The organism is Nostoc sp. NMS4 (assembly GCF_017115095.1).
Taxonomy (GTDB): Bacteria; Cyanobacteriota; Cyanobacteriia; order Cyanobacteriales; family Nostocaceae; genus Nostoc.
Map to the genome: position 1 here is coordinate 1 of NZ_JABXKI010000335.1, position 12,897 is coordinate 12,897.

Here is a 12,897-nt window from a genome sequence, read left to right on the forward strand (position 1 = left end):
TGACCGACAAGTTGTTCCTATTGGTCGCGCGATCGCCAATACGCAAATCTACATTCTAGACAAGTATCTGCAACCAGTACCCGTCGGTGTACCAGGAGAATTACACATTGGTGGTGCAGGGATAGCAAGAGGCTACCTCAACCGTCCAGAGTTGACAAAAGAAAAATTCATCCTTAACCCTTTTAGCGATGAACTAGATTCCCGCCTTTATAAAACTGGTGATTTAGCACGTTATTTACCGGATGGCACAATTGAATACCTGGGACGTATTGACAACCAAGTAAAAATACGCGGTTTCCGTATCGAGTTGGGAGAAATTGAAGCACGGTTGAGCCAATATGAGGATGTGCAGACGTGTTGTGTCATTGCTCGTGAAGACACGACTGGGGATAAACGCTTAGTCGCCTACGTAGTGCCGCATCAGCACTGTACACCGACAATTAGCGAACTGCGACATTTCCTCAAAGCAAAGCTGCCAGAGTATATGGTACCCAATGGTTTTGTGATGTTGGAGTCTTTGCCACTAACTCCCAGCGGCAAAGTAGACCGCCGCGCATTGAAAGCACCTGATTTACACAGCAGTAACTCAGACAAATTTGTTGCACCACGTAACCAATTAGAACTGCAACTAACGCAAATCTGGTCAAAGATTTTGAAAGTTGACAAGGTGGGAGTACAAGATAATTTCTTTGACCTCGGTGGTCATTCCCTTTTAACTCCTTACTTAATGGCTCAAATTAAACAGCAGTTTGGTAAAGATATTGCGATCGCCAGCCTTTACCAAAATCCAACTATTGAACAGTTGGCAACTATTGTGCAAGCGGATTCGGATTCCTCAATTTGGTCTTCCTTAGTAGCAATTCAGCCGAACGGTTCCAAGCCACCTTTGTTTTGCCTTCCAGGAGCTGCTGGTACTCCTTTCTACTTATATGACTTAGCCCGTTGTCTAGGTTCAGACCAACCATTTTACAGTTTTCAAGCAAATGGTCTTTCTGGAGGATCAGCAGCCTTTACCCAAGTTGAGGATATAGCCGCCCAGTACATTCAAGAACTAGAGGTTGTTCAACCGCAGGGGCCTTATTTTTTGGCAGGGCATTCTTTTGGCGGTAAATTAGCCTTTGAAATGGCGCAGCAGCTACTTCGCAAAGGACATAAGGTTGCTTTAGTTGCCATTCTTGATAATACAGCACCTTTTTATCAGGAAAAGCCAGAAGGTTTTGATTGGGATAATGTGAAATGGCTAGCTCAATTGGTAGGCGCAATCGAAATTATTTATGCAAAGAAACTAGATATTTCTGACGATATTCTTAAATGTTTGGTTTGGGAAAATCAACTGAAATACGTTCTAGAACGATTAAAAAATGCTGATATCTTGCCTCCCGACGATGAAATTACGCAGCTTAATAATATGGTGCAATTGCTCAAAGCTAACTCTCTAGTTAATTATGTGCCACAACAGGTTTATCCAATCCGAATTACCTTATTGCGGGCTAGCGAAACTTCCGCAGTTAAGGAGTCTAATAGTGAAGTCATTTCTGAGATTTTGCAGGATTCGACCTGGGGCTGGAGCAAGTTTTCTACCGAGCCGGTGGATATCCATTTTGTCCCAGGCAACCATGTCACGATGATGACTCAACCCCATGTTCAGGCTTTAGCCGAACGGTTGAAAGTTTGTATCGAGCAAGCACAAGCAAATATTTAAGTGCAAACATGGTTCTGAGTATCGAGTGCTATATGTAATTTCTCACTCGGTACTTATTACTTGTTATTCAGCACTAAAAAGTATTAAATCTGATTATAAAAGATTTCACCTTATTTCTAAAATATGCCAACCCAAGTTGTTCAACCTCAACCCTTAACGAATACTTTTTCAATTTTTACTCGATTTTGGAAGAATGTACAGGCGATCGCAGGGCCTTACTGGTATCCAACAAAGCCAGGGGAAAGAGCATTCTCAGATGTGATTCGTGCATGGGGAATGCTTATTCTGCTGATATTATTAATAATCGCACTTGTAGGTATAACTGCTTTTAATAGTTTCGTTAATCGTCATTTGATCGATATCATTATTCAAGAAAAGGATTATTCTAAGTTCATTAACATAGTGTGGCTTTATGCTGTTGGGCTTGTCTGCGTAACCCTCTTAGTAGGATTTTCTAAATTTGTTAGAAAACAAATCGCTCTTGATTGGTATCAATGGCTCAATAATCAGATTTTAGATAAATATTTAACCAAACGTGCTTATTATAAAATTAATTTTAAAGCTGATATTGATAACCCAGATCAACGTTTATCTCAAGAAATTGAACCTATTACTAGTAATGCCCTGAGTTTTTCAGCTACTTTCCTAGAAAAAGTACTGCAAATGACGACTTTTTTAACAATTCTCTGGTCAATTTCCCAACAGATCGCTGTTGCTCTGTTTGTTTATACGATTATAGGCAATTTGATTGCTGTTTACTTGAATCAAGAATTAAATAAGATTAATCAAGAAGAACTGGAATCTAAAGCCGACTACAATTATTGCCTAACTCATGTTCGGAACCATGCTGAATCGATAGCTTTTTTTCGCGGAGAAAATCAAGAATCAAATATAATTCAACGAAGATTTAATAACATCCTAAAAAGTGCAAAGCGCAAAATTAATTGGGAGAGAAATAACGAAATTTTTAACAGAGGATATCAGTCTGCTATCGAATTTTTTATATTATTAGTACTTGCACCTTTATATATTAGTAATGAAATTAATTTTGGACAAGTTGGACAAGCTACTTTAGCTAGCTACCTTTTTGCTACTGCTCTGGGAGAATTAATAGCTGAATTTGGCACTTCTGGAAATTTTTCTAGTTACGTTGAGCGTTTAGCTGAGTTTTCAGATGCATTGGAAGAAGTCACTAAACAACCTGAGAATCTGAGTACTGTTAAAACAATAGAAGAAAACTATTTTGCTTTTGAGAATGTCACCTTACAAACACCAAACTATGAGCAGGTGATCGTCGAAGATTTGTCACTTTCTGTTCAACGTGGAGAAGGTTTATTGATTGTTGGGCCTAGTGGTCGAGGCAAAAGTTCTTTGTTGAGAGCGATCGCTGGTTTGTGGAATGCGGGGACTGGTCGTTTAATGCGACCTCCTCTAGAAGAAGTGTTGTTTTTGCCCCAACGTCCTTACATAATTTTGGGAACTTTACGCGAACAATTACTCTATCCTAATACAAATCGTCAAATGAGCGATCGAGAACTCAAAGAAGTTTTGCAACAAGTCAACTTGCAAAACTTGCTAAGTCGAGTCAATGGCTTTGATACTGAAGTTCCTTGGGAGAATATATTATCTTTGGGAGAACAACAACGCCTTGCATTCGCACGACTGTTAGTTACTCATCCTAGCTTCACTATATTAGATGAAGCAACCAGTGCCTTAGATTTGAATAATGAAGCAAGTTTATATCAACAGTTACAATCAACTCAAACAACTTTTATCAGTGTTGGACATCGGGAAAGCCTGTTGGATTATCATCAATGGGTTTTAGAGCTTTCACAAGATTCCAGTTGGCAACTTTTAACTGTGCAGGATTATCGGCTTCAAAAAGCAAAAGAAATTGTCATCACTCCTACCCAAAAAGCTGAAATCAAAATAGATGATTTTTCTAACGAAGAATCCCAAATCCAACCAGAAAGAGCAGTAGAAATAGACACAATAGAAGGGCTTTCTCATCAGGAAATGCAGATGTTAGCTAATTATTCAATTGGTACCATTAGAAGTAAGGCAAGCAAAGGCCAATCCATCACTACTAAAGAGGGCTTAACCTACCGCTATAACAAAAACCCAAAGATATTGAAATGGGTAAGACTTTAGCACCATATTTTCAACTAATTGCATTATCCTTGTTTGTCTGGTGGTAGCGATGAGCCTGTAGTCTAGAGATTCAATTTTAAAATTATTTAATAAATTAAAAACTGTATGAGTTACTAAAGCAAAACGTCAAAAAGTAAATTTAAGACCAGTTTTAAATTTGAGTATGTTCAGGCTTTTTATTATGAGGTAATAATAGCATTTTCTTGATTTAGAATAATTGCCCTTATCATTTTAATTTATCAACCGATGTTTGTTTGCTACCGAGACTTAGACTAGTACCCGATGTTAAACTGTAAAATCATGGTTTTTACATCTATGTTTCCAGGTGCAAAACATGAGGTTCAAAATTCTTTGTCATTTTTTAGTTCAAAATATAACTTACTTTTTTATTAACTGTCTTAACTATCTCAAAAATTTACTTAAATGTCTTAACTTTCCTTGATTTTAATTTTTAGGTAAGAGAAGATAAGTCTGCAAATGATATTGTGATTAACTTTGGGACTATTTTTTCTTGAGCGATTGCTCTTGATTTATCTTAAAAAAACAAAAAAATTTGCTTTGTTTATAGTTTAATTTAAACGCAATCAAGAGAAAGCTCGGCATATAGCATAAAAATTAGGAATCAGCTATTTTCTAAGAGTAATGAAAGACGTGCGATCGCCATCAGAGAATCCAAGTAAGCATAAGAGAGTTAAAACTTAAGTAACAGTAAAAATAATGGTAATCATAGTTAAATCATATCAGAATATTGTTGTGTTTAAATATAGTATCGGTTACAAAAGTACAAGTATCCCTATTTATGGGAATTGACTTGACCATGAGATATCAGGTCGGTGGTAGCCTGAAGTATGATGACTCTACATATATTGTCCGTCAAGCAGACGAACAACTTTATACTGGATTAAAAACAGGAAATTTTTGTTACGTCTTAGATTGCCACCAAACAGGTAAATCATCTCTACTACACCGGACTATTAAGCGCTTAGAAAAAGAAAATTATATATGTGTTTATCTAAATTCATTCCTATTAGGTACTAATCAAATTACACCTATACAATGGTATAAGGGCATTATTATCAGCTTGTTGCACAAGTTAAATCTGACAAAACAGGTCAACTTTGAAAGTTGGTGGGAGCAACAATCAGAACTTGAACCTGTACAACGACTGTATCAATTTGTTGAACAGGTGTTGCTGAGAGAAGTTCAAAATAATCGCATTTTCATCTTTATCGATAATATTAATAGCCTGCTAAGTTTGAATTTTCCGGTCAACGATTTTTTTATCTGGATTTGTTACTGTTATGAGCAGCAAGCACACAACCCAAGTTTTCAACGCTTGGGTTTTGCTTTGTTTGGTGTAGCCAGTCCATCTAACCTAATTGTTGATCGACATCGAACGCCCTTTAACATTGGTCAAGCGATTAATTTATGTGACTTTCAATTACATGAAGCTATGCCTTTAGCTGAAGGTTTAGAAGAAGTAGTCAGCCAGCCACGGGCAATATTGCAGCATATTATTCATTGGACAAAAGGACAGCCGTTGCTCACGCAAAAGCTTTGTCAGTTAGTTGTGCAAGTTGCTTTAGAAAGTTATAAGGAACCGATTACCATACCGAACGGTACTGAAGGATATTGGGTAGAACAATTGGTGCGATCGCACATTATTCAACATTGGGAATTCCAAGATGAACCTGAACATCTCCGTACCATAAGAGATCGCTTACTTTTTGATGAACACAAAGCAGGAAAGTTATTAAATATTTATCAACAGGTGTTACAAGTAGAGGAACTAAGGAATAGCAACCCGATAGATAACTTGATACCAGCTGATAATAGTGAAGAACAGATAGCACTGTTGCTATCTGGTTTGGTGGGAAATTATAACGGCTATCTGAGAGTTAAAAATCCGATTTACCGGAGTGTTTTCACTCCTCAATGGGTATTAAGACAGTTAGAAAATCTTCACTTTTCTTGGTAGGGGCTAGTAATCAGAATACATCTGTTAGATAAGTTTAGATAAGTTCTGCATTGCTTGTCTGATAAATAAGTATAAATTGCCACTAAATCATACATCATCTAGTCGTATATCTTTGGACTTTTATTGTGCATAATTTCTGCTAATTTTTTAACCAAGTCGTTATTGCAGATAGTTCCACAACTCTTAATACTTAGTATTTAAAGTTTTACTAAAGCGATAATATTTTTGCACTACTCCAACAAGAAGTAATAAATTATACAAGCTAAAAATATTGCATCATTTAATCACATTTGTACAAATTCAAGTGAATACAAGGGCTTCATTTCTCCAGACAGTTTTTGCAAGATAACCTCAAAACAGCGAGTGGAAAAGTAGGAAAAGTGGGAAAAGTAGGAGAAATAGATAATTGATGTCAGTGTTTACTATCAAGCTAGTATAATGTAACTTAGTTTATTAGAGTTCCAATGGATTTAAAAAAAATGAAATAACACTGTATCAAAAATTGCTACGTTAAATCTCAGTTTCAGTAGGCAAATAGAAAAAATTATTGCTGGTGACACTCATTTATAATAAATACTTGGAACAGCAATGTATAAAAATAAACGCAACCGAGGAGTTGTACTAACTTACATAGGAATTAAACGCTTACAATCAGCAATTCTTTCTGTGGAGGTAGTAGAAAATAAAGGCGAACACTTGAGTTTAGAAGAAATAAGCTCGCGCATTAATGTTTCTAGTAGAACTTTGAGTAAATTATGGTCTTTAAGCGAATGTGTAGATCAAAAAACTATAAAACTCTGCTTTAGCGCTTTTAATCTAGAATTACACAGCGAAGACTATACCATAGTCAATAAAGCAAATGAGACTGAAATATCTGAATTATTGCCTACTGCAAATATAGAAAAAGATTTATCTCAACGTTCTAAATTAACCTCATTCGTCGAAGAACATCACACACAAACTGAACAGATAGAAAATCTTTGGTCATACCCGGATAGACCTGTACCTTTAGATTCTCACTTTTATATTGAACGTCCTCCACTAGAGAGAAAGGTTTATCGAGAAGTAACTACTAGTGGCTGCGTGATTCGGATTAGATCCCCCAAACAGATGGGTAAAAGTTCTCTTGTGTTGCGGCTTTGTGACTTTGCACAGAAACTTGGATATCAGACTGTGAATCTGAATTGCTACCAATTTGATAGTGAGTGTTTAACTGATTTAAATAAACTGTTGCGTTGTCTTTGCTGGAAAATTGCAACAGGGTTAGGTATTGACCCCAGCCTCAAAGAAAAATGGAATGAAGAAATTGGCTACAACTTAAGTAGCGGCTTCTACTTAGAAAACTATTTACTCGTTCAATGTCAAAACCCAGTGGTTTTGGTATTGAATGAAGTTGACCGTTTTTTTGAATATCCTCACATTTGTCAAGAGTTTTTTGCTTTGTTGAGGTCATGGTGTGAGGAAGCACGACACAATCCCAACTGGCAAAAACTGAGGTTAGTAATGGTTTACTCAACTGAAGACTACATCTCTATGGATGTTAACCTCTCTCCTTTTAATATTGGTCTACCTATTCGTCTGAACGATTTTACTCAACCACAAGTAGAAGATTTAGCTAGGCGGTATGGTTTAGACTCGTTTAAAGCTAAAGATTTTGCCCAACTGATGTCATTAGTAGGAGGACATCCAGCACTAATTCAGATTAGTTTGTACTATCTTAGGTTTCAAGAAATGACTCTGCAAGAAATAATAGAGGATGCGATCGCTAATGGTGGCATCTACCGCGATCATTTATGGCGACACTGGATCAAACTGCAAGAAAATCCTAGAATGGCAAAGACCTTTGCTGAAATTCTGGCAGCAAAGCAAGATATTTCTCTTAATCCCATTGACACTTACAAGCTTGAAGGTTTGGGATTAATTCGCTTTGAGGGCGATCGCGTCTTACCCCGTTACGGACTCTACCAGTCCTATTTTGCAAAACAGCTATCCACAATTGTTTAATAGAGCAACACTAAGGCACTCACTCAATATCAAGTACCGCGTAGGCGCAGCCCGCCGTAGGCATCGCACTAGTATAAGATCATTGGTGACAAGTTAAGCCTATTATAGGATAGTTTGTGTCTGTGACAACTCGGTGAACTACCAATTTGAGCCAATTTCAATACATCGCCCGGTTTTTAGGGAATAGAATTTGCGATCGCTTATTCCCGGTATGATAGCTCTAGATGTTGTCGCCCGTGCATTATTAAAGTTGTCCCTATGATTGCAGCCAAAACACACACTCGCAGACACTGGGAACTGTTTGAGGTTTACAAAGCTAAGGTTGCTATCAGAATGGAGCCTGAAGAGTTCCTAATGAAGAAGTTTTAGAGTATAACTGCAAAGTGCGATCGCTGTTTGTATTGCTAACTCCCATCAGTTCTTTTATAGTTAGTGCTTGTGAGGTAACAAACCCTGTAGCTGTACAACATTCAAATGCTTAAGTGAGTAATAAATAAAACTTTTCAAACAACCTCTGAAAGTCAGAAGTGAAAAATTTGTTAAAAAAGATTTTTTAAGGGAAAAAGCGCGTGGAATTTAAATTGCCAGTGGAACGGGTAATTAAGACTTTAAAAGAAGATTTACCGACACTTTTTCAAAAAGACATCTCTTATGACATTTATACACAAGATATCTATTTTAAAGACCCAGTGAATACATTCAAATATAAATTTAATTATCGCATTATATTTTGGACTTTACGATTTCATGCTCGGCTATTTTTTACCCAAATTTACTTTGATGTACATGAGGTTTATCAGTCAGCCGAAGACACGATTTTAGCAAAGTGGACAGTGCGGGGAGTGTTGCGCGTTCCCTGGAAAGCAGGGTTACTTTTTAATGGCTATTCAACATATAAACTCAATCAAGATAATTTGATATACGAGCATATCGACACCTGGGATAGAAAGCCAGGGGAGATTTTACAGCAGTTTTGGCAAAGGGAAGTAAATTAGATAATTTATAGTAATCCGAGAGGCTGAGATCCCGACTTCTTCAAGAAGTCGGGGATCTTTTTATTCAGTATTTCTTCTATGCTTTCTTGGTAGGTGCATTGATTGCTCGTGCATCTATAATATTTTGCGATACGTTCGGGATAAACCAATTCACTTCGCCGCTTTTCAAGATTTTAGTACCAGCTTCCTTGAATTCAATCGCCCCAGTATCTGGATTTGTTTTCAAAACTAAATTAGTTCCATTTGGAACCTTAATCACAAAACCACCTGCCAATTCTTGCCCTTGTTTGTCTCTTCCCAAAATTAAGGCTGTAGCGTCATTTGGTAGATAAACTCCTTTACAATTCCATCTATCTTTAGTTGTCTGGCCATTACCAAGAAAATACAGTGCAGCCCCCTTGGAATATTCATCATCCTCAATACCTGCTTCTGGCCCATAGATAGCCAGAGTCTTACCTGTTTGATTACTACACTGACCCCAGTCGATTCCTGACTCAAAAGCATATTGTTGCAACTCTAACTCGTTAATTTTCTGGTCGATTTGCTCTGGTGTATAGCCCTCTAATTGAGTTTGTGTTTTTTCCGCCTTTTTCAAAAAATTCACTTGTTGAGTCAGTGTTATGTAATCAGGGTTTTTGCTATATTTAGGGCGATCGGCTAGCGAAGGTTGAGCAAATACTAAACTTGCGAAGAATACAACCACCATCAAAATGTATCTGAAGCTTTTCATATTTTTGTCCTAATTTTTTACAAATGGGGCGAGGCGTTACGAATTTCATCGTAACGCACCCGAGAGTACCTAATTTAGCTATATCTGTAGTCAGTAGTAAAATTATCGATTAAGTTTTAAATAACACAAAAAATATCTTGGCATCTTGATATACATAATAAAAATGAGGAATTAAATTTGACTATTTTAGAATTTTCATTACTAATTTGGATTGGTTCATTTAGCGCCGGCTTGTTAGGGGCGCTAACTGGGTTAGGGGGTGGAGTAGTAATTGTTCCCTTATTAACTTCAGTATTTGGCGTTGATATTCGATACGCCGTTGGTGCTTCACTGGTATCTGTAATCGCCACTTCTTTGGGTGCAGCGTCTACCTATATTAAAAAAGGCTATACCAATTTACGATTGGGAATGTTTTTAGAAGTAGCGACAACCATTGGTGCGATCGCAGGAGCAATTATTGCTACTTTTGTCTCTGTAAAAGCCCTAACTATGGTTTTAGCGATCGTCCTGATTTATTCAGCATACCTTTCACAACGACCCAGAATCGAACATACTGAAGATGAAGCAGCAGATGCGATCGCAAATTATCTAAAACTGAATAGCAGTTATCCAACTCCTGATGGAGTGATGTCTTACCAAGTTCATTCAGTACCAATGGGGTTTGGTGTGATGTTAATAGCTGGGGTACTTTCTGGATTGCTTGGTATTGGTTCGGGGGGATTCAAGGTATTAGCGATGGATCAAATTATGCGTCTACCTTTCAAAGTTTCTACTACCACTAGCAATTTTATGATCGGCGTGACAGCAGCAGCATCAGCCGGAGTTTACCTAGCACGAGGCTACATCGATCCGGGGCTATCCATGCCAGTTATGTTAGGAGTATTACCTGGTGCTTTTTTGGGCGCACGAATCCTAACAGGTGCGAAAACGCAGATTTTAAGAATTATCTTCAGTGTTGTGCTGGTGCTAATGGCTTTGAAGATGGTCTACAACAGTTTAATAGGGGGACTGTAGAATGTATAAATTTAATAGTAGCTTTCGCTGGCCATTCCTAGCACAGCCAGATCGGGAAGTGGTTACACTAACCTTACCGCAGGAAAATCCAGACTCTAATATCGAACAATTAAAAGAGCAAAATACTAGCACAGTAACACAATTGCCTAATGAATGTGAAATTGATGCTAACAATAACGTCACAAAAACATCAAGTGAGCAGCAATTAGAATATTTGCTGAGTAACCTGATGAAATATGGTGTTTTGATAGCTAGTGCTGTGGTTTTGCTGGGGGGTATACTTTACTTAATTCATCATGGTAGTGAACCTGCGGGATATCACTTTTTTCGGGGAGAACCATCAGAATTTCGCTCACCAGTAGGTATAGTAAAAGCAGTTTTATCAGGTAGCGATGCCTACGGCGGGCTACGCCTACGCAGCATTATTCAACTTGGACTATTATTACTAGTCGCTACTCCAATTCTACGAGTTTTTATTTCCCTATTGACTTTTTTACTCCAGCGAGAATTTATTTATGTAATTATTACTTTATTAGTAATGGCTAGCCTAACTTACAGTCTTATCGGAGCATACTATTAGTAATATTTTCCAAGGTTAAAAGGTAGTATTTGCCTTTTAACCTTCACCTAAAAGTATTAGTTCGACTTTATCCAAAATTAAGAACTTGTTTTTGGATAAAGTCGAACTTAGTCTGAAGTCAGAAAAATAAATTTATTTCTGATATGATGTCCGCCAAATCAACCATAATAAACAGTTTGTAGTGGGGACTTCAGTCCCCAAAGCCAGGACTAAAGTCCTTACTACAAACATTTTTTATTCAGCTTGATTAACCGAACATGATATGACTTATTACGAACCTTGCAAAAGCTCATTAATTGAACTTATACTCTGTGTTATTTGTTCTGTCAGAGAAGTTCTTAATAAATCCAGGTTTACTGCTGAAAAATTGAGTAATCCTAAAGCATATAATAGGCTCGAAACACCAATAAATAAAGCCAACACTCTCCCAAAAAAACCAGGATTGATTTCAATAAAAGCTAACTTAGATTGCCCAATGACAGCAATCGTTATAAAAACAATTCCTGCTATTAAAAAAGTGCTATTTGGAGTTAAATCTGTCATTTTTCGATTAAGATGCCTCAGCACTTTTATTGTAGCTAATTATTTAGTTAAAATTTCTGCCTCTGTGTAAATGCAAAAACCTAAAAATTTTGCAACTCAACATCCACCCCAGCCTAATGAGGCTCTTTCTGGCTATTACAGTATCGGTGTTAGAACTCATCGTGTGCTATGATTTAAAAAGATATATTTTATTTTGAAACTTACTTGAGCCATAAATAGGGTTGATTCTCTCAAGTATGTATAAATTGTTCTATGTTTGCTCAGATACTCAAAGAAAAATCTAGATTCTGCAAGAAGCAAACTAACTAATGTGTCTCTGCTAGAAATCAGATATCGTGAAGTTGCAGCTGATTTAAACCTCAATTTTGCTTTTTACTATTTTGCTGAGACTATGCAGTGGTAAAAATTTCAGCATCAAAAAGCCAAGATATCATCACTCGTGTACTAGACGTTGATTTAGTTTATATATTAAACTACACTAAGACGATTGGAATAGTGGTTTTTTTATGGAAAGCGTCCAAAACGTTAGTCAAGAGTTGAATGTAACAAGAGACACAGCACTAGAAGAATTACAACAGTCTACTCCGGTAGAGTTCAAAAAGGACATTTTCAAAAAACTCAGAGGTGGATTTTTTGTAGTACTAGGATATTTATTATCACCACTATGTTGGTGGAATGACCTACTATTTAATCTGCCAATCGCTTATGGTTTTGGGTATGTATGTAGTTTACTTTCCCCAAAATTACTTCTACCTGGTTCAATTATTGGATACTGGCTCTCTAATATTGTGGGAATTCTCTTGATACAATTTGGTTCTAAGGACTTTTTTCAAAAAGAACCTCAAGAGCATAACCTCAAAAAAGAATTGTTTACAGGTTTAATTTCTTCAACAGTTTATACCCTGTTGATTATGCTGTTGATCCAATTGAAGATTCTTGATTCTCCCATTTTATTCTCCAACAGTTAACTTAGCTTATCAAAACAGAATACACGCGTCAGTCGCCAGAATGGGCTAAACCTTAGCTATCCGCTAACAGAATGAATTTTGAACGAAAAAGCGGATAATGCCGACGGCAAGCGAGTCCGCGTCTTGATTCTGACTCCTGTTAGCGATAGCGGGGCGTTTAGCCCATTCTGACTCCTTAATTCTTCTTCAAGGCGATATTTTAGCGGGTTTCAAGTTTCTGGCTTTGTAAAAC

The 12,897-nt window shown here is 37.1% G+C and carries 10 protein-coding genes; 8 read left to right on the forward strand and 2 right to left on the reverse strand.

Going from position 1 to position 12,897, the window contains the following annotated elements; genetic code table 11:
- From HWQ37_RS30010 to HWQ37_RS30030, 5 genes are all read left to right on the forward strand, one after another.
- Positions 1–1,702, forward strand: a 1,702-nt coding sequence (locus HWQ37_RS30010) for a non-ribosomal peptide synthetase (protein ID WP_292754052.1), incomplete at its 5' end; no start/stop codon positions are given.
- A 123-nt stretch (positions 1,703–1,825) separates the two neighbouring features.
- Positions 1,826–3,853 carry an ABC transporter ATP-binding protein/permease gene (locus HWQ37_RS30015; RefSeq protein WP_292754053.1) on the forward strand — a complete coding sequence of 676 codons (2,028 nt, stop codon included), beginning with the start codon at positions 1,826–1,828 and terminating at the stop codon, positions 3,851–3,853.
- 817 nt (positions 3,854–4,670) lie between these two features.
- Positions 4,671–5,831: an AAA-like domain-containing protein gene (locus tag HWQ37_RS30020; RefSeq protein WP_292754054.1), complete on the forward strand. Its 1,161-nt coding sequence runs from the start codon at positions 4,671–4,673 to the stop codon at positions 5,829–5,831.
- Between the two features lie 588 nt (positions 5,832–6,419).
- Positions 6,420–7,835: an AAA-like domain-containing protein gene (locus HWQ37_RS30025; protein ID WP_292754055.1), complete on the forward strand. Its 1,416-nt coding sequence runs from the start codon at positions 6,420–6,422 to the stop codon at positions 7,833–7,835.
- Between the two features lie 569 nt (positions 7,836–8,404).
- Positions 8,405–8,830, forward strand: a complete 426-nt coding sequence (locus HWQ37_RS30030; RefSeq protein WP_292754056.1) for a DUF2358 domain-containing protein — start codon at positions 8,405–8,407, stop codon at positions 8,828–8,830.
- Between the two features lie 76 nt (positions 8,831–8,906).
- On the opposite strand, the gene HWQ37_RS30035 is transcribed toward HWQ37_RS30030, so the two are convergent.
- A complete protein-coding gene (locus HWQ37_RS30035; protein ID WP_292754057.1) occupies positions 8,907–9,560 on the reverse strand; it encodes a hypothetical protein in 654 nt (217 codons plus the stop codon).
- A 177-nt stretch (positions 9,561–9,737) separates the two neighbouring features.
- Here HWQ37_RS30035 and HWQ37_RS30040 point away from each other — a divergent pair, with 177 nt between their 5' ends.
- Together HWQ37_RS30040 and HWQ37_RS30045 are read left to right on the forward strand one after the other, a co-directional pair.
- Complete coding sequence (locus HWQ37_RS30040) at positions 9,738–10,574, forward strand: sulfite exporter TauE/SafE family protein (RefSeq protein WP_292754058.1); 837 nt, start codon at positions 9,738–9,740, stop codon at positions 10,572–10,574.
- A 1-nt stretch (position 10,575) separates the two neighbouring features.
- Positions 10,576–11,154 (forward strand): DUF1634 domain-containing protein, encoded by a 579-nt coding sequence (locus HWQ37_RS30045; protein WP_292754059.1) that lies wholly within the window; start codon positions 10,576–10,578, stop codon positions 11,152–11,154.
- A gap of 270 nt (positions 11,155–11,424) precedes the next feature.
- On the opposite strand, the gene HWQ37_RS30050 is transcribed toward HWQ37_RS30045, so the two are convergent.
- Positions 11,425–11,697, reverse strand: coding sequence for a hypothetical protein (locus HWQ37_RS30050; RefSeq protein WP_292754060.1), 273 nt, complete (start codon positions 11,695–11,697; stop codon positions 11,425–11,427).
- A 506-nt stretch (positions 11,698–12,203) separates the two neighbouring features.
- Here HWQ37_RS30050 and HWQ37_RS30055 point away from each other — a divergent pair.
- Complete coding sequence (locus tag HWQ37_RS30055) at positions 12,204–12,665, forward strand: hypothetical protein (RefSeq protein WP_292754061.1); 462 nt, start codon at positions 12,204–12,206, stop codon at positions 12,663–12,665.
- Positions 12,666–12,897: the final 232 nt, after the last annotated feature.

Coding starts and splice junctions, on each gene's coding strand:
- HWQ37_RS30015 (WP_292754053.1), top strand. CDS start 1,826: ATGCCAACCCAAGTTGTTCAACCTCAACCCTTAACGAATACTTTTTCA.
- HWQ37_RS30020 (WP_292754054.1), top strand. CDS start 4,671: ATGAGATATCAGGTCGGTGGTAGCCTGAAGTATGATGACTCTACATAT.
- HWQ37_RS30025 (WP_292754055.1), top strand. CDS start 6,420: ATGTATAAAAATAAACGCAACCGAGGAGTTGTACTAACTTACATAGGA.
- HWQ37_RS30035 (WP_292754057.1), bottom strand. CDS start 9,560: ATGAAAAGCTTCAGATACATTTTGATGGTGGTTGTATTCTTCGCAAGT.
- HWQ37_RS30045 (WP_292754059.1), top strand. CDS start 10,576: ATGTATAAATTTAATAGTAGCTTTCGCTGGCCATTCCTAGCACAGCCA.
- HWQ37_RS30050 (WP_292754060.1), bottom strand. CDS start 11,697: ATGACAGATTTAACTCCAAATAGCACTTTTTTAATAGCAGGAATTGTT.
- HWQ37_RS30055 (WP_292754061.1), top strand. CDS start 12,204: ATGGAAAGCGTCCAAAACGTTAGTCAAGAGTTGAATGTAACAAGAGAC.